Below are 25443 nucleotides of genomic sequence, written 5' to 3' on the forward strand. Positions count from 1 at the left end.
CAGAAAGTTTATGCTGATAAAAATGCAAACATTGGTCATAAATGTTTGTTTATATATAGACAAAGTAAATAAAAGTCTGTACTATATTAAATAGAAAGTAATTATATTGAAAGGAAATGAGATTAATGGATATAAAATCAAATGAATTATTTTGGAACGCTACTATAAGTGAGCTTAAAGAAGGGATTCTCGAAGAAGATGATGGATATAGGTGTATAATATGTGAAGAAGAATTCCAGAGAGGAAGAATATATGAAATAAATTCAAAGCTGTATGATGCAAAGAAATCAGCAGAGTTACATCTTAAAACAAGCCACGGTTCAATGCTTGAATATTTGTTAAATATGAATTCTGGTTTTACTGGAATATCAGATGTTCAAAGAGAATTAATAAAATTGATTGCCATGGGATTATCTGATAAAGAAATTTCAGAGAAACTTAAAGTTGCGCAATCAACAATACGAAATCACCGATATAAATTAAGAGAAAAGGAAAAGCAAGCAAAATTATTTTTAGCTATGATGGATTTGCTTTCAAAAACCACAAATAAGAAAATTAATAAAATTGGTAAAGAGACTATATGTGATGCTTATAAAACAGCAACTACTTTAGATGATAGGTATAATATAACAGATAAAGAAAAGAAGAGTGTTATTGAAACTTATATGAATGAAAATGGTGGTTTAAAGAGTTATCCAGCTAGAGAAAAGAAAAAGATTATTGTGTTAGAAGAGATATCAAGAAATTTTTCAAAAGGAAAGCAATATTCTGAAAAAGAGATAAATAGGATTCTAAAGAGAGTGTATGAGGATTACGTAACCATAAGAAGAGCTTTAATAGAGTATGGTTTTATAGAAAGAAAAAAAGATGGAAGCAGCTATTGGATTAAGGAATAAGTTTTTATGCTAAAGTGGAATTGGTTAGATGATAATAGGTCTAATTTTTGATATAATAATTTATAGAAAAATTAGTAGAGGGGGATATATATGGCGATTGGAAGAAGTAAAGTAGTAATAGTTGGAACGGGTTCTGTTGGGGCAGCGGTAGCATTTGATATGGTAATGAATCATGTTTGTGATGATTTAATACTGATTGATATAAATAAAGAAAAATCATGGGCTGAAGCAACGGATTTGCAACATTCTCTTGGATATAGCGGAAGTAAGATGAGGGTAAAAGATGGGGGGTACGAAGAATGTAATGATGCAGATATAGTTGTAATTGCAGCTGCATTACCTTATATTACAGGGCAAACAAGATTAGATATGTTAGAAAAAGCTGCAGGAATAATGAATAATATAGTCCCGAACATCATGAAAAGTGGATTTTCAGGCATAATAGTTGTAATAACAAATCCTGTTGATGTTATGTCATATTACGTGCACAAACTTTCGGGTTTGCCAGCAAGTAAAGTCATTGGAACAGGAACAGCTCTAGATTCAGCACGTTTGAAATATCATTTAGCTGATGTTATGAGTGTTGACCCACAAAGTGTTCATGCTTTGTGCATGGGAGAACATGGAGATTCACAGATAATTCCATGGAGTCAAATTACAGTTGGGGGTAAAAAGTTTTTAGATATAATCAGTGACAATGAAATGAGATTAAAAGGTTTTAATTTAAATTCAGTAACGGAAGATATTAAGAAAATAGCATATCGTATTGTGAATGCTAAAGGTGCAACTACTTTTGGTATTGCAGCAACTACTGTTCAGATTGTAAAAGCAATATTACGCGATGAAAATAAAGTTATTCCTGTATCAGCTATGCTTAATGGAGAGTATGGGGAAAGTGACACATATGCAGGTGTTCCAGCGGTTTTAAATAATCAAGGAGTGAAGGAGCTTGTTGAATATCACTTAGTTGAAAGTGAAAAGGCAGAATTAAAAGAATCTATTGAGATTATAAAAGACTACAATAAAAGACTAAAATTATAAAATATGATATTTAATATTTTTGTATAAATGATATTTTATATAAAAAATTGAGAATGAAAGCATTTCTTTTTATAGAAATACTTTCATTCCTAAAATTTATAATCGTTCTTCAATTTATTATGTTACGATTTTAGTAAACCATATTTAATCTAAATCTATTAGTTAAATAATTCTATGATCCCGAGACTTATAAGTAAGAGTCCTGAAATTAACGGAGCAAATTTACCTAAGAACTTGCCTAAAATATGGTTTCCAGCTCTTTCTCCAAGTTTAAGTGTACAAATACTTAATATAAATGTTAATATGACTGTAAGTTCTATATTAACGCCTGTTACACTTGCAGCAACTCCTGTACCAAAGTTATTAAATGTTAATGCAAAAGCTACCAAAAAAGCTTCTTTTTTATCTATATCTCCTGATTTATCTAAATCTGATTTTTCTGCATATTCAATCATATCATTAGTATTCTTTAAAGCGAGTTCTTTTATTTTTTTATTATTTATAAGTTTAAAAATACTTTGAATTACAAAGTATAATCCTAGAATTATGATAATTCCAGCACCTAAGCTATTTGATAAAAAGCTTGGTAAAAATTTAGATACATATATGCCAAGTAACATAGATAAAAATGTTCCAGTAGAAGTTACAAGTGCTACTATAAGATTTGCAGTTGTGTCTATTCTTATTTTTTTTATTCCATATGCAATACCTATAACTAAATTATCTAAGTTAGAAGATAAACTAAATAATAAAGCAGATAAAATTAATATCATATATGTCATTCCTTCTTAATTATTACTTATATTTAATATATGGTTGTAAATTTGTGTGGTGATTAAGAATTTTTAAACGAAATTACGTTTAATTACTAATATCTATTAAATACATAAAGATATTTAAGTTATATTTTATAAGATGTCCATACAAAAATGTGTAGATTAAATTAATAGTGGGAAGAAAACTCTTCTAAGGCTCTGGAAGACCGAAAAGAAGAGTTTTTATCTTTTAACATGTTAATAGACTTAATCACAAAGCACTCCTAAAATATTACTATTAAGCTTGGCCAGTAAATGTTAAATATAAGAGAACCATATTTAGTGATATGATTATAGCTGCGATGATAATACCTAAGATTCTTACCCAATTGCGATTTGCCATAATACCCATTAAATCCTTACGTCTAGCTATAGTTAGCATTTGTATTATCGGAAATGGCAATATGAAGCTAAGTGCTACTTGGCTTAAAACAAGGGCATTCATTGGATTTATTCCAAGTGCAATTATAGCCAATGCAGGCATCATAGTTATAAGTCTTCTAATATTAATTGGTATACTTAAATTCACAAAACCCTTCATAATTGTTTGACCTGCCATAGTACCCACAGCAGATGATGACAAACCTGAGGCAAGTAATGCTATTCCAAAAGCTCCGCTAGATAATGAACCTAGTAAAGGTTGTAATGATGCATGGGCTTGCTCCATTGTATCAACAATTAATCCATTTTTATTGAATACAGCAGCGGATACAATAACCATTGCAGCATTCACTATAAAGGCAATATTCATAGCTATTGTTACATCAATTTTTTCCATTTTTAAATGTTTTAGCTTTCCTTCAATGGATGTATCAGTTCCTCTATGCTGGACCAAATGTGAATGAAGGTATATTACGTGAGGCATAACTGTTGCACCAAGCATTCCTACTGCGATTAATAATGCCTGACTATTTGGCAGTGATGGAATTATTGTATGAATTCCTACTTGAAACCAATCAGGTTTGGCAAGAAATAATTCTATTGTATATGCAATACAAATTACTGCAACAAGAATTGATATTATTATTTCTATAGTTTTTTGGCCATACTTTTCCATATAACAAATGAAGAATGTTATTATTCCTGTAATAATCCCAGCATATATCATTGGTATATGGAACAATAAATATAATCCCAAAGTTCCACCTAGAAATTCTGCTAAGTCAGTTGCCATTGCACCTATTTCTGCAACAATCCAAAATACCCAATTTGTTTTTTTAGAAAATACTTTGGCACACATTTCTGGAAGGTTATGGCCTGTGGCTATTCCTAATTTTGCAGACATTATCTGTAAAAAGATAGCCATTAAGTTACTAAATAAAATTACCCAAATTAACGCATAGCCAAATTCCGATCCTCCACTAATATTAGTTGCAAAGTTTCCAGGATCTATATATGCTACACTTACAATAAAAGCTGGACCTAAATATTTTAATAGTTGCCTAAATTTACTAATATTAGCACTCCTGTCTTTTTTAAATGGAACAAATCCAGTGACAGATACATCAGTGCTTCTTAAACCTCTTTCGTTCTCCAAGAAAATACATCACCTTTCTTACTTTATTTTTTTATGTGTCTAATTTTTTAATCTTATATGTAATTAAGATAGTTATTAACAGTTAACTTTCTTAGCCTAGTCTAAATTATTTTATATTATAAGTTATGCAATAATATTCTAAATGTTACAGTAAAGTAACTTTTTCGCCATTAAAGCATATAATTTATTAAGTAGATTATTACGGGGAGCGAGTAAGTATATGGGCAAAAATGATTTCTATACTTTTAACGAATATATGAAGAAAGAAGACAGCAAGCTAACTGCGTCCATGGAAGATTATCTTGAGATGATATATAGACTGTCATTGAATAAAGGGTATTTAAGAATTAATGAACTTTCAAATGCACTTAATGTTCAACCTCCTTCTGCCACAAGGATGGTACAGAAGTTATCAGAGGAAAGACTTGTAAAGTATGAAAAATATGGGATTATAATACTTGAAGAAAGTGGTAAAGAACTTGGCGCAGCACTTCTTAACAGGCATCATATTATTGAGAATTTTCTAAAGATACTTGATATTCCTGATAAAGAAATATTAGATGAAACAGAAAAGATAGAACATACTGTAAGTAAAGAAACATCAAAATGCTTTCAGGATTTTGTACAATTTATAGAAAGCAATCCTAGTATAGCTAAGGCTTTTAAGGAGTATAGAGAGTCTATAAAATAGAAAGATGGAGATTGTTTATTTAAACATTAATAAAGATAAATCAGATAGCAAGTTAGATCTTAATTATAAGGCTTAATTTATTATCTGATTTATTTATGTTGCTTTTATTTGAGTTTGAGTAGATATAATTAAATAGTAAATATAGTTTTTATTATTTTTTAAATAAAGATGCTTGTTGAAATTGCACTATATTTAAAAAAGTGAGCCACAAATTGTATTTTTGAATGTTCTGTTTTATAAGTGGAAGAAACTTAGTTAATTGTTGTATGTCTATGTAAAAATCTTTATTACTATCTGTATACATAATAATGTGATTAATTAACATAGACTATATAAGAAATATATATTCAAAGAATAAGGGGAGAAAATTTTCGATGGTAAAATGTAAGAATCTTTTTGAAAATAAAAATATTGAAATTGTAGAATCAAGAGGGGGCGTTAAGGTTCTTGAATATAAAAAAGATTTGAGTGTAAGCACTACAACTGCAATGGCAGCATATTTTGCTTCAGAGATGAATGTTAGAAAAAGACAGGTTTTAATTGAGTTGAATGGTAATGCTTACACAATAAGTTCCGGAGTAATGCAGTGGACAGCAGGATCTGTGAGTATGGCTGCTGATATTAAGGGAATTGGTGATTTTTTTGGAAAAGCTATATCATCAAAGGTAACAAAAGAGTCTGCTATTAAACCAAAATATCAGGGAAATGGTTTATTGATGTTAGAACCAACATATAGGCATATTTTGCTTGAGGAAGTTTCGGAATGGGGAGGGATGGTTTTAGATGATGGACTTTTCTTAGCGTGTGAGTCTAAGGTTCAGCAAAGGATAGTTGCGAGGACAAATATCTCTTCGGCAATGCTTGGGAATGAAGGACTATTTAATTTGTGTCTAAAAGGTGAAGGGATAGCCGTGCTAGAAAGTCCTGTTCCAAGAAGCGAATTAATAGAATTTATATTAGATAATGATGAGGTGCGGATTGATGGAAATTTTGCAATTGCTTGGTCTAATTCTTTAGAGTTTAGAGTTGAAAAGTCTAGTAAAAGTTTAATTGGATCTGCAGTTTCAGGAGAGGGATTAGTTAACGTATATAGGGGAACAGGAAAAATACTTATGGCTCCAATATCATAGAAATACGGATGTGAATATTTAATTGTAGAAGGATTGGTAAGAAATATTATAATCACCAATCCTTTTGCTATTAAGAAATTAAAAGGTAAGTCAAAAATAATGTTCATTTGGGATTAATAGTAAACAGGATAATATAAAAAGTTAATAGAATAATAAATATAAATATTAAGATTGCTTAAAAACTAATATTCGGAATAATTTTACATACGAGGAATTATAGCTATATTATTAGATTTTTTTTGCCCAAAACATATAAAAACACGAACATTAGATAAATAAAAATGAAAAAAATACATAAAATATTTAATTTGCTATTGATTTATAGTCCAAAGTATTGTAGCATTAAGTATGTAAAATAAAGAGCTATATATTACGCACTGAATATATTACATTTTATTTATTCTATGCTTTAACATTCGATGATTGTATGGAAATTCAAAAAGTAATTTATTAGTATGTCATATATAAATAATGAAATTTTACCCGTATATGCTTGAAAATAAGGTTCAAGCGTTTCTACCGGACTACCGTAAATTGTCTGACTATGGGTGTTTATAGGTACTTGTTACTTGTAAGCCCCTTTGTAAAAAAACAAAGGGGCTTATATTTTACAAGAAATCTTTAAATTCTTGTTATTATCTTTTATATTTTTTTCAACGTTAGTGCATCCTACTAACAGATGTATTATTTTGGAGTAGCAGTGTTAATTTGTGTAGCTCAAAAATAGGAGGAATCTATATTGGACAATGTATTAAAAAAATCGGTAAAAACAACGGAGGAGAACGGTATGTTAGAAAAAATATTTCACTTATCAAAAAATAAAACAACTGTTAAGACAGAAATGTTAGCGGGGTTAACAACCTTTTTAACTATGGCGTATATCTTAGTAGTAAATCCTAGTATCTTAAGTCAATCAGGTATGGATGTATCAGCTGTATTTACTGCAACTGCATTGGCTTCTTTTATTGGTACTGTAATTATGGCGCTTATTGCTAATTATCCATTTGGTATGGCACCAGGTATGGGATTAAATGCTCTTTTCACATTCACAATTTGTTTGGGAATGAAGTTCTCTTGGCAAACAGCTTTGGCAGCTTCATTAATCGAAGGATTTATATTTATGGCGCTTAACATATTTAAAATTAGACAAGTAATTATTGATAGTGTTCCGCCAACATTAAAATATGCAATTAGTATTGGTATTGGTTTCTTTATAACATTTATAGGTCTTCAAGATGCTAAGATGATTGTTGCTAATCAAGCTACATTAGTTGGAATAGGAAATTTAAAAGATCCAACAGTTCTTTTAGCTGGTCTAGGTGTTATTATAATATCGGTATTATATTATAAAAATATAAAAGGTTCATTCATTATTGGAATGTTTTCTGTATATGTATTAGGAATGATTTTTGGAGTTGCTAAGGTACCTACAGGAATAATATCTATGCCACCATCAGTTGCTCCAATATTTATGCAATTTGATTTTAAGAGTGCAATGGTGATTGGTATAATACCAGCAATTCTTTCTATGTTATTTATAGATGTTTTCGATAGTATAGGAACTCTAATTGGTTTAGCTTCAAAAGCTGGATACTTAGACGAAAAAGGTAATGTTAAAAATGCAGATAAAGTTTTAACAGCTGATGCTATTGGGTCTGTAGTAGGTGCATGTTTAGGAACATCTACACCAGTTGCATTTGTTGAGTCAGCAGCCGGTATTGCTGAAGGTGGAAGAACAGGACTTGCTGGTCTTACAATAGCTGGATTATTCTTCTTGTCATTATTCTTTTCACCAATTTTAACTGCTATACCAGGTTTTGCTACAGCGCCAGTTCTAATAGTTTTAGGTGCAGTAATGATGGAACCAATAGCAAAGGTTAATTTCTCAGATTTCACTGAAGGAATGCCTGTATTCCTAACATTGATACTAACTCTTTTAACATATTCAATTACAGATGGGTTAGCATTTGGATTTGTTTCTTATGTGTTAATAAAATTATTCACAGGTAAATCAAAAGATATTCCTGTACCAATGTATTTTATTGCCTTGGCATTTGTAGGATTATTCGCGCTTATGTAATAATAGATAAGAAGAGCCTCATGGTGTAAGAAAATTCACCATGAGGCTTTTATAAATTAATTACTATTCTATTAGTATTCTATGTTATTTGTTAAGAAATAATGGTAATAGTGCTTTGAATTATCATTTAGTTGGAAATTTTGATTTTATATTGAAGATATTTTTAAGGACGTCCGAAGATTTATAATTCCATACGTAACTTTACATACTTCTTAATATATTTTACGCATTTCTCGAAGCCGAGCTTGCTGGTATCTAGAGACAGATCATAGTTTTTTACGTCCTCCCATTTATTGCCAGTGTGGTAATAGTAGTAGTCACTTCTATATTTATTTAATTTCTTAATTTCCTTAATTGCTTCTTTTTCAGAAGCGCCAAGGATATCCATTTCATGCTTAATACAGTAATCTTCTGATGCATGAATAAAAATTTTAAATATATTTGGTTTATCCTTTAAGATATAATCAGCACAACGCCCTATCACAACATAAGATTCTTTATCGGCTAATTCACGTAATACCTTAGCTTGATAATTGAACAAATTGTCATTTGAAGTAAAATCATTACTTTCAGGTGGGATTAATTCACCATTATATACTTTCTTTGAAACCTTATATAACAAACTATTTTTTACACCTTCGTCTGCATTGGCAAATAGAGCTTCATTTATACCACTGTCATCTGAAGCCAAACGTAATAACTCACGGTCATACATATTTATACCCAAATCTTTAGATAACATTTTCCCTATTGTTGTCCCACCGCTTCCACAAGTTCTTGTTATTGCAATTACAAACTTATCCATATAATCTCACTCCTTCCTTATATAGAAATTATACCACATTTTATTAAATTATTTAAGTGCGGCTTGAGCTATCTGAATATCTTCATCAATGCTTCCACCACTAACACCAATAGCACCAATGATATTTCCGTTACTAACTATTGGTATTCCTCCACCTAAAATACAAAGTTCGCCATGTCCAGTATTTTCTAAGCCATAAAGAGGTTTGCCAGGAAGCGCTAGTTCATTAAATCTTTCAGTAGACATTTTTAAAGCAAGTGCAGTATATGCTTTATTAAAGGAAACTTTAATACTTATTAAGATTGAATTATCCATTCTATGCTGGGCGATAAGATTTCCACCATCATCAACTAATGCTATAACTACTGGAACATTTATTGATTCAGCTTTTCTTTCTGCTTTTTCAAGAATTTCTTTTGCCATTTTTAGTGTTAGCTTAGGCGTCTTTATAGAACTAATTAGATCACTCGATAACTTTTTTATTAAATCTTCATTTATCATATAATCGCTCCTATAAATATTATTTATATAATGTATTTAAGTTAAATTACTCCAATAATATTATATAATTTAACTAATTTTGCTACAGGTAATTTACAATTGTATAATAAGTAAAGTTCAGACTATACTTAAATTTACTTATTTTTAGTTACAAAATTATTACTAATAGTCCTTAGGGATATGCTAACATTATAAACAGAGTGGTATCAAAAAAATGTATTTAAAATTACAATTTCTTCGAGAGGGTGAAAAAAATGAAGTTAAATGATTTGCAGATAAATAAAACTGATTTAATGAGGATAATTCAAGAAACCGTTCCAGGAAAACAAATTACAATGGCTCATGTAATTGCGAGCCCAGACTCAATTATTTATAAGAAGCTAGGATTAGACCCTAAAATTGATTATAACAGGGCAGCTATTGGTATTCTCACTGTTACTCCAAGTGAAACTTCTATAATAGCTGCAGATATAGCAATAAAAGCGTCGGCAATAGAGATTGGTTTTATTGATAGATTTAGTGGAACTTTGATTATTACAGGAACAATTTCAGATGTGGCAATTGCTTTAGAGTCTATCTTAAACTATGCAAAAAATACATTAGGGTTTAATGTTTGTAATCTAACAAAGGCATAGGTGGTTTTATGAGAAAGATTATGTTAGTTGGAAGGACAGGCTGTGGTAAAACTACTTTAACTCAAGCTTTAAAAGGAAAAGAGATTACATATCATAAAACCCAATATATAAATAATTTTGATGTTATTATAGATACTCCTGGCGAATATGCTGAAAATAAAAAACTAGCACGAGCGTTAATACTATACTCCTATGAAGCCGATGTAATTGGACTTCTAATGAGTTCACTTGAAGAATATTCTCTTTATAGCCCTAATATTGGAGCAGGAGCGACTAGAGAAGTAGTTGGAATTGTGACTCAGATAGATAATAAGAATGCAAGAGCAGATTTAGCAGAAGCATGGCTCAGCCTTGCCGGTTGTAAAAAAATATTTCATATAAGTTCATATACAGGAGAAGGAATACCAAATCTTTTGGATTATTTAAAAGAAGATGACGATATACTGCCTTGGGAAAAGTAGCATATAGAAAAGGTCTTAAAATTACATGTAAAGGTTTAAAAAGTGCAAATTTTATTTAAGGAGAGATTTGAATATGAGAAAAATTTTGATGTTAGCTGGCGATTTTACTGAAGATTATGAAGCCATGGTACCATATCAAGCCTTGGAAATGTTAGGTTTTAAAGTTAATGTAGTTTGTCCGGAAAAGAATGCCGGGGAATATATAAAGACTTCAATACATGATTTTGAAGGACATCAAACTTATACTGAAAAGCTTGGACATAACTTTCTATTAAATATGTCTTTTGATTATTTAAAATTAGAAGAATATGATGGATTATATATAACAGGGGGAAGAGCACCAGAATACCTTAGACTTAATACACGGGTTATTGATATTGTAAAATACTTTATGGAATTAAAAAAACCAGTAGCTGCTATATGTCATGGAATTCAAATATTAACAGCGGCTGATATAATTAAAGGAAGAAAGTTAACTGCGTATCCTGCTGTTAAGCCAGAAGTAGTTATGGCTGGAGGAATATTTATAGATAAAAATCCAGATGAAACAGTGGTAGATGGTAACTTAATAACTGCACCAGCCTGGCCAGGAAATACAGCCATCTTGAAAGATTTTTTAAATGCTCTCAATGTGAAGATTCAATTATAGTTTTAATTTTACAATATTTTAGTTTGAATTGTATTACAACGATTTCATACCTCTAATATATAATGAACTTGCACGAAATAAATTTTTACGATTTTTTTGAGGAGGGAATTATAAATGATATCTAAAGGGTTTTCAAAACCAACTGAGAGGGTTGAAAGATTAAAAAGAATGATTGTGGATGCAATTCCGTATGTAGAATCAGAAAGAGCGGTTCTTGTAACAGAATCATATAAGGAAACAGAAGGTCTATCTCCTATATTAAGACGTGCTAAAGCCGTAGAAAAAATATTTAATAATCTACCTATTACTATTCGTGAAGATGAATTAGTAGTTGGTGCAATTACTAAAAATCCACGTTCTACTGAAATCTGTCCAGAATTTTCTTATGATTGGGTAGCTAAAGAATTTGACACAATGGGAGCAAGAGTTGCAGATCCATTCCAAATTCCGAAAGAAACAGCAGCGGAATTAAGTGAAGCATTTAAATATTGGGACGGTAAAACTACAAGTGCACTTGCTGACTCTTATATGTCTCAAGAAGCAAAAGACTGTATGGCAAATGGAGTATTTACTGTAGGAAATTATTTCTATGGTGGTGTCGGACACATTTGTGTTGATTATGGAAAGATTTTAAGAAAAGGGTTTAAAGGCATTATTGCTGAAGTTATTGAAGCAATGAGTAAAATAATGGACAAGAAAGACCCTGATTATATAAAGAAACAACAATTTTATAATGCTGTAGTAATTTCTTATAGCGCAGCAATAAATTTTGCACATAGATATGCTCAAAAAGCTAGAGATATGGCAGCTGCAGAATTAAATCCAACTAGAAAAGCAGAATTGTTACAAATAGCTGCTAACTGTGAAAGAGTACCTGAAAATGGTGCAACAAACTTCTATGAAGCTTGTCAATCATTCTGGTTTATTCAAATAATGGTTCAAATTGAATCTAATGGACACTCAATTTCGCCAGGACGTTTTGACCAATATATGTATCCTTACCTTAAAGAAGATAAAAATATTTCAAAAGAATTTGCTCAAGAGTTAGTTGATTGTATTTGGATTAAACTTAATGATATCAATAAAACTCGTGATGAAATTTCAGCTCAAGCTTTTGCAGGTTATGCTGTATTCCAAAACCTATGTGTTGGTGGACAAAATGAAGAAGGGCTTGATGCTACAAATGAAATATCTTACATGTGTATGGATGCAACAGCTCATGTTAAATTACCAGCGCCTTCATTCTCTATCCGTGTATGGCAAGGAACTCCAGATGAATTCTTGTTAAGAGCTTGCGAAGTTGCAAGATTAGGGCTTGGCGTACCTGCTATGTACAATGATGAAGTTATAATTCCAGCATTAGTTAATAGAGGTGTTACTCTTAGAGATGCACGTAACTATTGTATTATCGGCTGTGTTGAACCTCAATGTCCAAACAAGACAGAAGGCTGGCATGATGCAGCATTCTTTAATGTAGCTAAGGTATTAGAGATTACATTAAATAATGGTAAAGTAGGCAACAAGCAATTAGGTCCTATCACAGGAGATATAACAACATTTAAGAGTATCGACGATTTCTATGCAGCATTTAAGAAGCAAATGGAATACTTTGTTTACTATCTTGTTGAAGCAGATAACTGTGTTGATTATGCTCATGCTGAAAGAGCACCATTACCATTCTTATCAGCAATGGTTGATGACTGTATTGGAAGGGGCAAATCTGTTCAAGAAGGTGGAGCAATTTATAACTTTACAGGACCACAAGCTTTTGGTATAGCAGATACAGGAGATTCCGTATATGCAATTCAAAAACATGTATTTGAAGATAAAACTATTGAAATGGATCAATTAAAAGCAGCATTAGATGCAAACTTTGGACATACTGGCGTTAATACAGTTAGTACAAGCAATAACAATGCCGATGTTACTGAAATGCAGATATATGAAGCAGTTAAGAGAATATTAAGTAATTCTGGATCAATTGATATATCTGAAATTCAAAGTAGAATCTCTTCAGAATTTACTTCACCTAAAACAACAGTTTCGGGAGATTTTGATAATATAAGAAGACTTCTTGAAAGTACTCCTTGCTTTGGTAATGATATAGATGAAGTTGATATGGTTGCTCGTAAATGTGCACAAATATACTGCTTCGAAGTTGAAAAATATACTAACCCACGTGGAGGACAATTTCAAGCTGGAGTTTACCCAGTATCTGCAAATGTATTATTTGGTAAAGATGTTGCGGCATTACCAGATGGTAGATTAGCTAAGACTCCTCTTGCTGATGGTGTATCTCCTAGAGCAGGTAAAGATTGTGCAGGTCCAACTGCAGCAGCAAATTCTGTTGCTAAGTTAGATCACTTTGTAGCATCAAATGGTACACTTTATAATCAAAAATTCTTACCATCTGCAGTTGCTGGAGATACAGGATTACAAAACTTTGCTTCTGTAATAAGAAGTTACTTTGATCATAAAGGTATGCATGTTCAATTTAATGTAATTGATAAGCAATTATTATTAGATGCTCAAAAGCACCCAGAAAATTATAAAGACCTGGTTGTTCGTGTTGCAGGCTATAGTGCTCAATTTACTGTATTAGCAAAGGAAGTACAAGATGACATTATAAATCGTACTGAACATTCACTTTAAGCTTATTTGAACATAATAAGTAGGCCAAAATTTTATCCCTTATAAGTTTTATTTGAAAAAGTTACACTTTATAAGGTTAGGGGAGATGTGCATGATGGATACAATTAATTATAGTATGGAAGGAACAGTATTTGATATACAGAGATTCTCTATACATGATGGCCCAGGAATTCGTACAATAGTTTTTTTAAAAGGATGTCCTTTATCATGCTTATGGTGTAGCAATCCTGAATCACAGAAAATTAAACCTGTCATAATGTATCAATCTGCGAATTGTATTCATTGTGGAAGATGTATTTCAGCCTGCAAAATAGGTGCAATTAGTGTTAATAATAAAGGTTTTATAAATAGAGAAATTTGCACAGCATGTGGTGAATGTAGCAATGTTTGTCCAACAAGCTCTTTAGTCTTAAAAGGTAAAAAAATGACGATTGAACAAGTTATAAAAGAACTCAAAAAAGATGCTATAAATTATAGACGATCTGGTGGTGGAATCACTTTATCAGGAGGAGAACCACTAGTGCAGTCAGATTTTTCAAAAGAACTTTTTAAGGCATGTAAAGCACAAGGTTGGCATACAGCTATTGAAACTACAGGTTATGCAAATTCAGAAACTATTGAAGAAGTATTTCCTTATATAGATTTAGTGCTTATGGATATTAAGAGTACAAATCTTGAATTACACAGAAAATACACAGGAGTTTCTAACGAAATAATTCTAAATAATGCAAAGAGAATTTCTGAAATATCAAAAATGGTAATTAGAGTACCATTAATACCAGACTTTAATTCTTCAATGCAAGATATTTTGGAATTATGTAGGTTTACTAAAACGTTGAATAACATTGATACGATTCATTTGTTACCATACCATACTTATGGTGAAAATAAATATGAACTCCTTGGAAGAGATTATCTTATGAAAGACTCACGGTCATTAAAAGAAGATGAGATTGAAGTCTTAAAAAAGATTATTGAGGATCAGGGGATTAAATGTATTATTGGTGGTTAAAGATATAATTTTAGAATGGAGGAGTCAAAATGGATCAACAATTGATTGAAAAGGTAATGAAACAGGTTTCTAGCGAACTTGGAATATCTGTTAAAAATCAAAATAATGATTCTCAAAATATAAGCAAAAATACTAGTGGAGGAATAGGTGTTACTGAATTTGTAGGTACTGCAATAGGCGATACTATTGGACTAGTAATTGCAAGTGTAGATCCACTACTTACAGAAACTATGAAATTAGGAAAGTACCGTTCAATCGGTATCATAGGTGGAAGAACCGGAGCTGGACCTCAAATTATGGCTGTTGATGATGCTGTTAAAGCTACAAATACAGAAGTTATTTCTGTTGAATTACCTAGAGATACTAAAGGCGGAGCAGGTCATGGAAGTTTAATTTATATAGGAGCTGATGATGTTTCAGATGCTAGACGTGCAGTTGAAATTGCACTTTCAAGTCTAGATAAATATTTTGGAGATGTGTATGCAAATGATGCAGGACATTTAGAATTTCAATACACAGCTAGAGCAAGTTATTGTTTAGAAAAAGCTTTTGGAACACCACTAGGCAGAGCTTTTGGAATGGTTTGTGCAGGACCAGCTGCAATTGGAACAGTTTTAGCTGATGTTGCTGTAAAAGCTGCTAATGTTGATGTTGTGGGTTACTGTTCACCAGGAAACGGAACAAGTTTCTCAAATGAGGTTATATTAACTTTCAGTGGTGATTCGGGAGCTGTAAGACAAGCTGTAAGAGCATCAATTGAAGTAGGTAAAAAATTACTAGGTGCGTTAGGCGATGAACCTAAATCAACAACAACACCTTATATTTAAGTAGAGAACCCAAATCTGTGATTTGGTGTGAATCACTTACTCAGCGAGTGAATACGAGTCGAGTTTCCTTATCAATATAATATATTAAATTCAATATTTTCTATATAAAGTTAAATATAAAAAAACAAAAGTTTACCTAAAATTTAAGGAGGTATTTAATATGAATTCAGATGCATTAGGAATGGTTGAAACTAAAGGGTTAGTTGCTGCAATAGAAGCAGCAGATGCTATGGTTAAAGCGGCAAATGTTAATTTAATAGGATATGAAAAGATAGGCTCAGGTCTAGTAACAGTTATGGTTCGTGGTGACGTTGGCGCTGTAAAAGCAGCAACTGATGCAGGGGCTGCATCTGCTAGATTAGTTGGAGAAGTTGTTTCTATTCATGTTATTCCACGTCCTCATATGGACACTGAAAAGATTCTTCCTAAATTCGTATAACAAGATTTTAAATTATAATGAGATAGTTATGCAAAAAGAAAATATTACAGTAATTGCTTTTAGAGCTTAGGAGGGATAACGTGGAAATAGATGAGAAAAGACTAAGAGAATTAGTGATTAAAGCCATACAATTGCTTCAAGCCGAAAGCTCTATACAGAATTTGTTTATTCCCCGAAAGAAACTGTATGTGATATTTACTGAAGAGTGGAATAACAAGTATTCATCTCTATTTGAAGAATTAGATAAGCGAAACGAATATGAAGTTTATGCAGTATTACCAGATGGAATATATAATGCTTTTCACCTAAGTAATTTGAAAAAATTTAGTGTATGTAAATCCGTAATAAGTAGAAAGAATGCTGACTTTGATGAATCATCAGAATATCTCACGGTATTTCCAGTAGTTCCTAGAGAAATCGTAGTTAAAACAGCATTATGTATTGATGATATTTTTGAAAGTAGATGGATTTTTAAAAGTATGGAAAAGGGACAAAGAATTATTTTACTCAGTTCAGGACTTGAAAAATTTACTGGCAAAGAGCCACCTAGTTATATTAATAAGATATTAAATTATTACAAGACTTTGTTGGAATTTAATATTGAAATAACAAAGGATATTTTTCAAATTGAAGAATATGAAAATAAATTTATTGAAAATAGTTCCGTGGTCTATGAAAGTACAGAATATAATGAGGTTTTAAATAATAAAGATGGCAAAAGAATAATTACTGTTCAGGAAATAGAGAGATATAAGAATGATAAAAAATTATTCTTATATTCAGGAGATATAATAACTGAGTTAGCTAAGGATAAGGCAAAAAATTTAAACATTCAAATTATTAGAAGAAGTTAGAGTATATTCAAAGGTATCGTTTAGTATAATAAAGATTTTCATAGAATGCGAGATTACTCGTATTTTATGAAAATTGTAAAAAGATGCACACATTAATAAAGATTAAAGTGAGGTGACAAGATGAAAGAAGCATTAGGTTTAGTTGAAACAATAGGTTTATCAACTGCTATTTTAGCTGCAGATGCTATGGCGAAAACGGCTAATGTTAATATAATTGACCTTGAAAATACTAAGGGATCCGGGTACATGACGATAAAAGTTTCAGGAGATGTTGGAGCGGTAACAGCTGCAGTTACAGCAGGAAGACAAGTTGCTATTGAAAACAACGCATTTGTTTCATCTAAAGTAATTCCAAGACCTTCTAATAATATAGAAAGCGCTTTTTGTCAGCCTAAAAAGGAAGAAGATACTTCTTCTATCACAGAGAATAATATAACTGAAGAAAGTAATGTAAGTGAAGAAAATAATATTATTGAGGAAAATAATACTGTTGAAAACAAAGAAGATTTAGAAAATCACGTAGTTGTATTAGAAGAGGCTTTAACTGAGAAAGTTGAAAAGCTGGAAGATAAACAGGAAGGAAATACTTCTCAAAGTGAAGAGACAGTAGTTGAAAATAATGAAGACATCAATCAATCTGAAGAAGATGGCATTCAACTTAAGCAATCTGATATAGAAATTTCTCAATCTCAGTCAGAAGAAAAGAGAACTAGAAAAACTAGCAGTAGAAAAAAAGGAAAATAATAAATATCACTTTTTAAGCTGTTAAAGGAAAGGACTGTGATTAGTATGTATATGGCAAAAGTTGTTGGTAATGTTGTAGCTACAAGAAAAGATGATTCATTAGTTGGATATAAGTTAATGATTGTAAAGAGAATAGATGTAAAAGAGAATTTTATTGGCAACGAAGAAGTTGCAGCAGATTATGTCGGAGCAGGTATAGGGGATTATGTATTACTTTGTAAAGGGTCAGCTGTACGTGTAGAGAAACAAAAGGTTGCTATTGATATGGCTATTATTGGAATCATAGATACAATTGATGTCTAAAATGCATTTATTCCATAATCAAGAGAGGAGGTTAACATGGATATAAATTATAAATTTTTTAATAACGAAGAATTAAAAAGTGGTGTTTTTTCTTCAGTGAACGATGCAGTTTTAGCAGCGGTAGGTGCATATAATCAATATAGCAAATTTACTTTGAATGAAAGACAAGAGATTATTGATTCTATTAAGGAAAAGCTTTTATCTAGGGTTGAGGAAATAGCTTATATGACAGTTGAAGAGACTGGAATGGGGAATGTGCATGACAAAATTGAGAAACTTATTCTAGCGATTAAAAAAACACCAGGAATAGAAGACTTAATTACTGAAGTGAGAACAGGAGATAATGGGATGACATTATATGAACTATCATCTTATGGTGTTATCTGCGCTATACATCCATGTACTAATCCATGTGCCACATTAATTAGTAATACAATAGGGATGCTGGCAGCAGGAAATGGAGTTGTTCATTGCCCACATCCAAGAGCAATAAAAGTGTCAAAATATGTTACGGAGATAATCAGTGTTGCAATAAGAGAAAGATGTGGAATAGATAATTTAGTTGTAACCTTAAATGAAAATTCAATTACTTGTACTAATGAAATTATGACTCATCCAGATATTTCAATGGTGGTTACGACAGGTGGTAATAATGTATTGCGGCAAGCAATGGCATCTGGCAAAAAAGTTATTGGAGCTGGACCTGGTAATCCTACGACTATTGTTGATGAAACTGGTGACATTAAAAAGGCTGCAAGAGATATTGTAAGGGGAGCTTCTTTTGATAATAATATAATGTGCATTTCAGAAAAAAGCATAGTGGCTGTTTCAAGTATTGCTGATTTATTAGTAGAAGAGCTTGTTAGAAATAAGGTATATTACGTAGATAATGATGAGGAAATGCTTAAACTCACAGTAGCTACATTAACAAGCGACATGACCTTAAATAAGACTCTTGAAGGTAAAAGTGCAAATGAGATTTTAAAGGCTGCAGGAATTGTATGCGAAAGAGATATTAAGCTTATTGTAGTTAATACTATAAAGCAGCATCCATTTGCAACAGTTGAAATGCTTATGCCACTTGTACCATTAATAAGAGTAAAGAATTTTGAAATAGCTTTGGATACAGCACTTGAAATAGAACAAGGATTCAGGCACACAGCAACAATTCATTCTCAATCAATTGAAAGATTAAATGTAGCAGCAAAAGTAATGCAGACGGCAGTATTTGTTAAAAATGGTGCTTCACTCGTAGGAATTGGATGTAATGGTGAAGGTGATACCAGCTTTACAATTGCTACAATCACAGGAGAAGGCACTACTACAGCAAGGCATTTTGCAAGAAGAAGGCGATGTTCCCTAACAAATGGTTTTTCAATTAGGTAGGAAAGGAGAGGAAGTTTTGAAAAGTGTGTATATTAAAACAAAAATATATTCAGGAGAAAATTCTCTGAAGCGCCTAGAGAAATTTAAAAATACAGACATCTGTGTGGTATGTGATCAATTTCTTGTGAAAAACGGCAGCGTAAAAGGTCTATTGAGTTTTATTAATGACAGTAATAATGTTTCTGTTTTTGATGAGGTTATTCCAGACCCGCCACTAAATGTAATTGGAAAAGGTGTTGCTCTTATTAAGAAAAATAATCCTAGCATAGTTATTGCGTATGGTGGAGGCTCTGCTATAGATACAGCAAAGGGAATTATTTATTTCGCAAAACAGCAAAACTTTATTGATAAAGTTAATTTTATAGCAATTCCAACTACAAGTGGAACTGGATCTGAGGTAACGTCAGCGACAGTAGTTACTGATACTGAGACAAAAACAAAGCATATTATTTTTGATGATGTGATGCTACCAGATGAAGCGATCTTAGATGCCAATCTAACAGTTTCTGTTCCAGCAGACATTACTGCAAATACAGGAATAGACGTTTTAACTCACGCAATAGAAGCATATGTTGCAAAAGATGCAAATGTATATTCAGATGCATTAGCTGAAAAAGCTGTTGAATTGGTCATTGAATCTTTAGTACAGTGCTATAAACAAGGTAATGACATCGCAGCAAGGAAAAAAATGCATGAAGCATCTAATTTGGCAGGTATGGCTTTTAATATAGCGGGTCTTGGTATAAATCATAGCATTGCTCATCAATTAGGAGGTAGATTTCATATTCCACACGGACTTGCCAATTCAATCTTGGTGAATATTGTAATAGATTATAACTGTGAAGATCATGAGATTTTAAAGAAATACGCTAAATTAGTTTATAAAACTGGTATGGTGGAAAAAGCACAAAGTGATGAATTTGCAGTTGAAGTTTTAAAAACATATATTAAAACACTGACGAAGATTATGAACATGCCTCAAAACTTAAAAGAGTGTGGTGTAGATAAAAATGAATTTGACAATGTAAAATCAATTATAGCTGAAAATGCACTAAAGGATGGATGTACACAAGCAAATAGAAGAGAAATTACAAAATTTGGTATGGAAAGACTGATTCAATTAGTGTACTAACCTAATCTTAGTATGATAGAATATATTTAGAAAAATATATTCTTGTGATGTATGAAGGAGTGGGTTAAATGCATGAATTCCATGATAGAACAAAAGGTGAAATCGTTGACAGCAATACGCAGATTGATGAGAATTTAATTAATAAATTTAATATAATCAATTTATTCGGCAAAGAAACATTAGAAGATATCCAGGAAAAGATATCTAGAGCAACAGGCCTTGCATTTGTTACTGTTGATTATAAAGGTGAACCAATTACCAAAATGACTTCTTTCACAGAATTTTGTAGCGAGATTAGAAAAAATAAGAAAGCAGAATGTGTCTGTAAGTCTTCCGATGCTTTTGGTGGAATTCAGGCAGCAGTTACACAAAAGAATTGTGTATATTTTTGCCCTTGTGGATTACTTGAAATTGCAATACCTATAATCGTTAGAGGCCATTACCTAGGTGGCTTTATTGGCGGACAAGTGAGATGCTTAGATGCACCTTCAGGAGTAAGTAAACTTGAAAATGTAATAAAACATTCTCAAAATTATAGGGAAGATAAGCATATGTTAAGTTTGTTTGAGTCTGTTCAATTATATGATTATGAAAAATTTATGAGTGTTGCGGAATTAATTTCTCTTATTATAAATCAATTGGGAGAGAAAGAAGCATATAGATTAATGCAAAAAAACTCATTAAAAAAGGAAGTTGAGGAATTAAATAATTCTAGAAAAGAACTTGAAATAGAAAATGCATTGAAAAAAAATGAACTTATAAATCTCAGAGCTCAATTAAACCCACATTTTTTAATCAATGTTTTGAATTCGATTTCTAATTTAGCAGCTATTGAAGATTCACCTAAGACAAATGAGATGATTGTAATGTTTGCAGATTATTTAAAGCAGAGTTTAGGTAGTCAAAAGAGCTATACAAATTTATCAGATGAATTCGAAAATATTGAAAAATATTTGAAGATCCAGAAAGTTAAGTATGGAGATTTGCTTCAATATTCAATTAACATGAATGAAAAAATGCATTATCAAAGAATCCCAAGCCATATTATTATGCCATTTGTGGAATATGCTGTTTTTTATGGAATTGCAACAAAGAATAACGGTGGAAAAGTAGCGGTAACTTCTTATTATGAAGGTAAGGATGTTGTTATATGTATTTCTGACAATGGATCTGGATTTAGTGATGAGGCAATAGCTAAGAAATTCAAGATATATAAAGGTGGTTATGAGGGAGAATCTATTCAGATAAGCATCTCCAATGCAAGAGAAAAGCTCATAACATTATTTGGTGAAAAGTATGATACTTTTATTGAAAATACTGAAGGAGAAGGTACAAGGAGTATTATAAGATTTCCAATAAAATTCGAAGAAAGGAATGTCTAGATATGTATGGAGTATTAATTGCGGATGATGAACCACTAATGAGAGCATCTTTAAAGGTTATGATATCTAAAGTTGAAGGATTTGAGGTCTTATATTCTGTTGGTAGCGGTGAGCAGGCAGTTGAGATATGTAAAAATAATAAAATAGATATTGTTTTTATGGATATCATGATGCCTGGTGAATCAGGGATAGAATCTAGTAAAAAGATATACACCATTAATCCAAGTACCACTATTTTTATTGTATCATCTTATAACAGTTTTGATTTTGCAATTGAAGCTTTAAAAACTAAAGTTAAAGAGTATATATCAAAACCTGTATCCTTTTCTCAAATAGAAAAATTATTGAGCAATTATAAAGATGAGAATCAGAATGTTAAAAGTGAGATAGAAGGGAATAAGTATGACAGTCTACTTTTAATAATTAAAGAAAAAAATTACAAAAAAATGTATTATGAAATTCCTAAGATAATAGATGAGATGTGTTCTTCTAAAAAGTCTGATACAAAGTTACTAAGAGAAGAATTTATGCAAATAGGAGAAAATCTTATTAATTCTGTCCAACTGCTAAACAAAAAGCCCAAAAAGCTTAATGAGCTATTTCCGATGGAAGAAGATTTAGGCAATGAGAAAAGATTTTTCGAATTTTGGTTATTCAAGGTTATGAATTATGTTTTTCAACAAAATAGCATAAAAAAGTATTCAATATTAAATGATGTGTTTAGTTATATTGAAAATAATATTGAAGAAGAGATTGGATTAAATGAGATAATTAATAATTGTTCAGTAAGCCAAGGTTATTTAAGTAGAATTTTTAAAAGGCAGTTTAACATAAGTGTTATGGAATATTTGCATATGAGAAAGATTAATATGGCGAAAAGTTATTTTTGTTTTACTGATTTAAGTATTACGGATGTTGCATTTAAACTTGGATATAATGAGAGCAGTTATTTTAGCAAAGTGTTTAAGAAGTATGAAAATACAACGGTTTATAAATATAAAAAAATGTTGTAGAATCAGAAAATCAAGGTAGGTGGTAAAATATGAGCGAATATTTTGTTACATCAGAATCTGTAACAGAAGGACATCCTGATAAAATTTGCGATCAGATATCGGATGGAATCTTAGATGCGTATTTAGCACAGGATAATAATTCAAGAGTTGCAGTAGAAACAATGGTCTCAAAGAATACAATTATGATAGCAGGAGAGGTTACTTCAAATGCAAAGGTAAATATTGTTGAGGTTGCAAGAGAGGTTGTAAAAAATATTGGTTATACGAAAGAAGAATATGGTTTTGATTATAAGACATGCCTAGTGTTTACAAATATCAATAAACAGTCTCCAGATATTGCTTTAGGTGTTGACAAAATAGAAGAAAACAGGAAGATTACTAAAGCAATATTAGGAGCTGGTGATCAAGGAATTATGTACGGGTATGCCTTTAATGAGACTGATAATTACATGCCATTAACGTGTGATCTATCTAATAAGCTTACAATGAGGTTATCTAAACTTAGAAAAAGTGAAGGAATTCCTTGGATTCGTCCTGATGGTAAATCTCAGGTTACAATGAAATATGATAGTAATGGGAATCCAATTAACATTTCAAGCATAGTAATTTCAATTCAACATGATCCGGATATTGACTATGATTATATGAAAAATGTTATTGAATATGAGGTTATTCGTAATGTTATTGATAGCAAGTGGATTAAATATGATACGAAGATACATATTAATCCTACCGGAAGATTTGTTATAGGTGGTCCTGCAGGCGATACTGGTTTAACGGGACGAAAAATTATGGTAGATACTTATGGTGGAATTGGAAGACATGGTGGTGGAGCCTTTTCAGGAAAAGACCCCACAAAAGTAGATAGATCAGCAGCATATATGGCAAGGTATGTGGCAAAAAATATAGTTGCTGCAAAGCTGGCTGACAAGGTTGAATTATCCTTAAGCTATGTAATTGGAGAAGCTGAACCAGAAGCAATAACTATTAATACATTTGGAACTGAGAAAATAGATATTAAAGATATAAGAAAAATAATTAAAGAGACTTTTTCTTTTTCGGTTGCTAATATCTTAGAGCAACTTGATTTAAAGAAACCACAATTTTTTAATACAGCTGCCTATGGTCATTTTGGGCGTGAAAATAAAAATTTTAAATGGGAAAAAACTGATAAAATGGAACTTTTAAGAAAGAAGGCAATGCAATGTGTTTTGGAAAATTTTAAATAGTATTTAAGGAGTTTGATGTTATGAATATCTATGCATTAATAGCAGCATTTGGTGGAGGAGCTTTAGGAGCACTTCTTGGATCAATACCTGCTTTTATTTTAACGGGAATTTTAGCAGTTGTTGGAGGAATTTTAGGATTAGCAGGTATTGCTGAACCAACGGTTGGAAATATTACTTTTGGTTCTTTTTTAGGTCCTCATATTGCATTTGCAGCAGGAGTAGCGGCAGCAGCATTTGCTGGGAATAAAAGAAAAACATTGAGCAATGCAAACGATGTATTAACACCATTATATTCAATTAATGATTATACAGTAATACTCGTTGGAGGCCTATTCGGAGTTATAGGTTTTTTATGTCACTATGTTTATGGTGCAGTATTGAACTTTAAAACAGACCTTCCTGCTATTTCTGTTTTCACCGTTTTGATGATTTCGAGATTAGTATTTGGTAAGACAGGTCCGGTTGGTAAGTATACTGGGGCAGGCAAAAGAGATTGGCTTCCTGATACAAAAACATTAGTTAATCATATTGTGCTTGGATTAACAGTTGGAATTGTTGTAAGCGGTATTGCTATATCAATGGTTAATTCGGGTGTATCGCCTAAAGTTATGTCTATGTATCCTATCGTTTGCTTTGGAATTAGTGCAACTTCATTGATTTTCTTGCAGACTGGTTTTGGAGTTCCGGTAACACATCATATCACTTTACCAGCTGCAGCGGCTACAGTTATGACAGGAAATATATTTATAGGTGTTTGCGTAGGAATTGCCTGTGCAATAGCTTGGTTAATTGCAGGAAAAGTTATTAACAGTTATTGTGATACTTATATAGACCCACCAGCTACAGTAATATTTATTTCAATGTTTATTATTAATGCGATGTTCATTTAGATTTATATGTTAAAAAATAAGGAGGAATTTATTATGAATAATGAAGCTTTAGGAATGGTTGAAACAAAAGGCTTAGTTAGTGCAATAGAAGCAGCTGATGCAATGACAAAGGCAGCGAATGTTATGCTTGTTGGATATGAAAAAATTGGATCAGGGCTTGTAACTGTAATGGTTCGCGGGGATGTTGGAGCAGTAAAAGCGGCTGTAGATGCTGGAGTTGCAGCTGCAAGAAATGTTGGCGAAGTGATTTCGCAACATGTTATTCCAAGACCACATATTGATACAGAAAAGATATTACCAAAAACTTTATAGAGTTTTTATAGGATATCTAGAGAGTGA

26 protein-coding genes and 1 riboswitch are annotated in these 25443 nt (G+C 31.5%); of the genes, 22 read left to right on the forward strand and 4 right to left on the reverse strand.

All coding sequences use genetic code 11. The features are described from left to right. The first annotated feature begins 125 nt into the window (after nt 1-125). Both L3B96_RS12345 and L3B96_RS12350 read left to right on the forward strand, forming a co-directional pair. On the forward strand, nt 126-896 hold the full coding sequence (locus tag L3B96_RS12345) for a DUF2087 domain-containing protein (RefSeq protein ID WP_238861198.1): 771 nt from the start codon (nt 126-128) through the stop codon (nt 894-896). Nucleotides 897-986: 90 nt separating this feature from the next. After that, nucleotides 987-1937 (forward strand): L-lactate dehydrogenase, encoded by a 951-nt coding sequence (locus L3B96_RS12350; RefSeq protein WP_238861200.1) that lies wholly within the window; start codon nt 987-989, stop codon nt 1935-1937. Nucleotides 1938-2095: 158 nt separating this feature from the next. On the opposite strand, the gene ytaF is transcribed toward L3B96_RS12350, so the two are convergent. Both ytaF and L3B96_RS12360 read right to left on the reverse strand, forming a co-directional pair. Next, a complete protein-coding gene (gene ytaF / locus L3B96_RS12355; protein WP_039771820.1) occupies nt 2096-2710 on the reverse strand; it encodes a sporulation membrane protein YtaF in 615 nt (204 codons plus the stop codon). Nucleotides 2711-2990: 280 nt separating this feature from the next. Next, nucleotides 2991-4289 (reverse strand): Nramp family divalent metal transporter, encoded by a 1299-nt coding sequence (locus L3B96_RS12360; protein WP_012060227.1) that lies wholly within the window; start codon nt 4287-4289, stop codon nt 2991-2993. A gap of 220 nt (nt 4290-4509) precedes the next feature. Here L3B96_RS12360 and mntR point away from each other — a divergent pair, with 220 nt between their 5' ends. From mntR to L3B96_RS12375, 3 genes are all read left to right on the forward strand, one after another. Continuing rightward, entirely contained in the window at nt 4510-4980 is a 471-nt protein-coding gene (gene mntR / locus L3B96_RS12365; RefSeq protein WP_238861202.1) for a transcriptional regulator MntR, read from the forward strand. 374 nt (nt 4981-5354) lie between these two features. Next, nucleotides 5355-6110, forward strand: a complete 756-nt coding sequence (locus tag L3B96_RS12370) for an AIM24 family protein (RefSeq protein ID WP_238861204.1) — start codon at nt 5355-5357, stop codon at nt 6108-6110. A gap of 463 nt (nt 6111-6573) precedes the next feature. Next, a riboswitch (purine riboswitch) is annotated at nt 6574-6675 on the forward strand. Nucleotides 6676-6897: 222 nt separating this feature from the next. Then, nucleotides 6898-8190, forward strand: coding sequence for an NCS2 family permease (locus L3B96_RS12375; protein ID WP_012060224.1), 1293 nt, complete (start codon nt 6898-6900; stop codon nt 8188-8190). A 181-nt stretch (nt 8191-8371) separates the two neighbouring features. On the opposite strand, the gene L3B96_RS12380 is transcribed toward L3B96_RS12375, so the two are convergent. Beyond that, nucleotides 8372-8995, reverse strand: coding sequence for a cytidylate kinase-like family protein (locus tag L3B96_RS12380; protein ID WP_017209051.1), 624 nt, complete (start codon nt 8993-8995; stop codon nt 8372-8374). Between the two features lie 48 nt (nt 8996-9043). Beyond that, nucleotides 9044-9496, reverse strand: coding sequence for a heme-binding protein (locus L3B96_RS12385; RefSeq protein ID WP_077854639.1), 453 nt, complete (start codon nt 9494-9496; stop codon nt 9044-9046). A gap of 254 nt (nt 9497-9750) precedes the next feature. Here L3B96_RS12385 and L3B96_RS12390 point away from each other — a divergent pair, with 254 nt between their 5' ends. From L3B96_RS12390 to pduA (L3B96_RS12470), 17 genes are all read left to right on the forward strand, one after another. Continuing rightward, nucleotides 9751-10131, forward strand: coding sequence for a BMC domain-containing protein (locus tag L3B96_RS12390; RefSeq protein ID WP_012060221.1), 381 nt, complete (start codon nt 9751-9753; stop codon nt 10129-10131). Between the two features lie 8 nt (nt 10132-10139). Then, nucleotides 10140-10592, forward strand: a complete 453-nt coding sequence (gene eutP, locus L3B96_RS12395; RefSeq protein ID WP_238861207.1) for a EutP/PduV family microcompartment system protein — start codon at nt 10140-10142, stop codon at nt 10590-10592. 73 nt (nt 10593-10665) lie between these two features. Further along, a complete protein-coding gene (locus L3B96_RS12400) occupies nt 10666-11241 on the forward strand; it encodes a DJ-1/PfpI family protein (RefSeq protein WP_238861209.1) in 576 nt (191 codons plus the stop codon). A gap of 114 nt (nt 11242-11355) precedes the next feature. Continuing rightward, nucleotides 11356-13893, forward strand: coding sequence for a glycyl radical protein (locus L3B96_RS12405; protein WP_238861211.1), 2538 nt, complete (start codon nt 11356-11358; stop codon nt 13891-13893). Nucleotides 13894-13984: 91 nt separating this feature from the next. Continuing rightward, the gene (locus L3B96_RS12410) at nt 13985-14905 is read left to right on the forward strand and encodes a glycyl-radical enzyme activating protein (protein WP_017209046.1); all 921 of its coding nucleotides are present in this window, start codon (nt 13985-13987) and stop codon (nt 14903-14905) included. Between the two features lie 29 nt (nt 14906-14934). Further along, entirely contained in the window at nt 14935-15732 is a 798-nt protein-coding gene (pduB, locus tag L3B96_RS12415; protein WP_012060216.1) for a propanediol utilization microcompartment protein PduB, read from the forward strand. Nucleotides 15733-15892: 160 nt separating this feature from the next. After that, nucleotides 15893-16171: a propanediol utilization microcompartment protein PduA gene (gene pduA, locus L3B96_RS12420; protein ID WP_012060215.1), complete on the forward strand. Its 279-nt coding sequence runs from the start codon at nt 15893-15895 to the stop codon at nt 16169-16171. 80 nt (nt 16172-16251) lie between these two features. Then, nucleotides 16252-17025: a hypothetical protein gene (locus L3B96_RS12425; protein ID WP_238861213.1), complete on the forward strand. Its 774-nt coding sequence runs from the start codon at nt 16252-16254 to the stop codon at nt 17023-17025. A 120-nt stretch (nt 17026-17145) separates the two neighbouring features. Continuing rightward, nucleotides 17146-17769 (forward strand): BMC domain-containing protein, encoded by a 624-nt coding sequence (locus tag L3B96_RS27245; protein WP_275297169.1) that lies wholly within the window; start codon nt 17146-17148, stop codon nt 17767-17769. A gap of 51 nt (nt 17770-17820) precedes the next feature. Then, the gene (locus L3B96_RS12435) at nt 17821-18072 is read left to right on the forward strand and encodes a EutN/CcmL family microcompartment protein (protein WP_241682647.1); all 252 of its coding nucleotides are present in this window, start codon (nt 17821-17823) and stop codon (nt 18070-18072) included. Nucleotides 18073-18108: 36 nt separating this feature from the next. After that, on the forward strand, nt 18109-19458 hold the full coding sequence (locus L3B96_RS12440; RefSeq protein ID WP_238861215.1) for an aldehyde dehydrogenase family protein: 1350 nt from the start codon (nt 18109-18111) through the stop codon (nt 19456-19458). A 25-nt stretch (nt 19459-19483) separates the two neighbouring features. Then, nucleotides 19484-20590 (forward strand): 1-propanol dehydrogenase PduQ, encoded by a 1107-nt coding sequence (locus L3B96_RS12445; RefSeq protein ID WP_236892364.1) that lies wholly within the window; start codon nt 19484-19486, stop codon nt 20588-20590. Between the two features lie 68 nt (nt 20591-20658). Next, a complete protein-coding gene (locus tag L3B96_RS12450; protein ID WP_012060209.1) occupies nt 20659-21972 on the forward strand; it encodes a PocR ligand-binding domain-containing protein in 1314 nt (437 codons plus the stop codon). 2 nt (nt 21973-21974) lie between these two features. Beyond that, nucleotides 21975-22985: a response regulator gene (locus L3B96_RS12455; protein WP_041899167.1), complete on the forward strand. Its 1011-nt coding sequence runs from the start codon at nt 21975-21977 to the stop codon at nt 22983-22985. A gap of 29 nt (nt 22986-23014) precedes the next feature. Then, nucleotides 23015-24214 carry a methionine adenosyltransferase gene (gene metK / locus L3B96_RS12460; protein WP_238861217.1) on the forward strand — a complete coding sequence of 400 codons (1200 nt, stop codon included), beginning with the start codon at nt 23015-23017 and terminating at the stop codon, nt 24212-24214. A gap of 20 nt (nt 24215-24234) precedes the next feature. Beyond that, the gene (locus tag L3B96_RS12465) at nt 24235-25104 is read left to right on the forward strand and encodes a hypothetical protein (protein ID WP_012060206.1); all 870 of its coding nucleotides are present in this window, start codon (nt 24235-24237) and stop codon (nt 25102-25104) included. Between the two features lie 33 nt (nt 25105-25137). Beyond that, complete coding sequence (gene pduA / locus L3B96_RS12470) at nt 25138-25416, forward strand: propanediol utilization microcompartment protein PduA (RefSeq protein ID WP_012060205.1); 279 nt, start codon at nt 25138-25140, stop codon at nt 25414-25416. Nucleotides 25417-25443: the final 27 nt, after the last annotated feature.

The sequence above is a fragment of the Clostridium sp. YIM B02569 genome, assembly GCF_022320765.1.
GTDB lineage: Bacteria > Bacillota > Clostridia > Clostridiales > Clostridiaceae > Clostridium > Clostridium beijerinckii.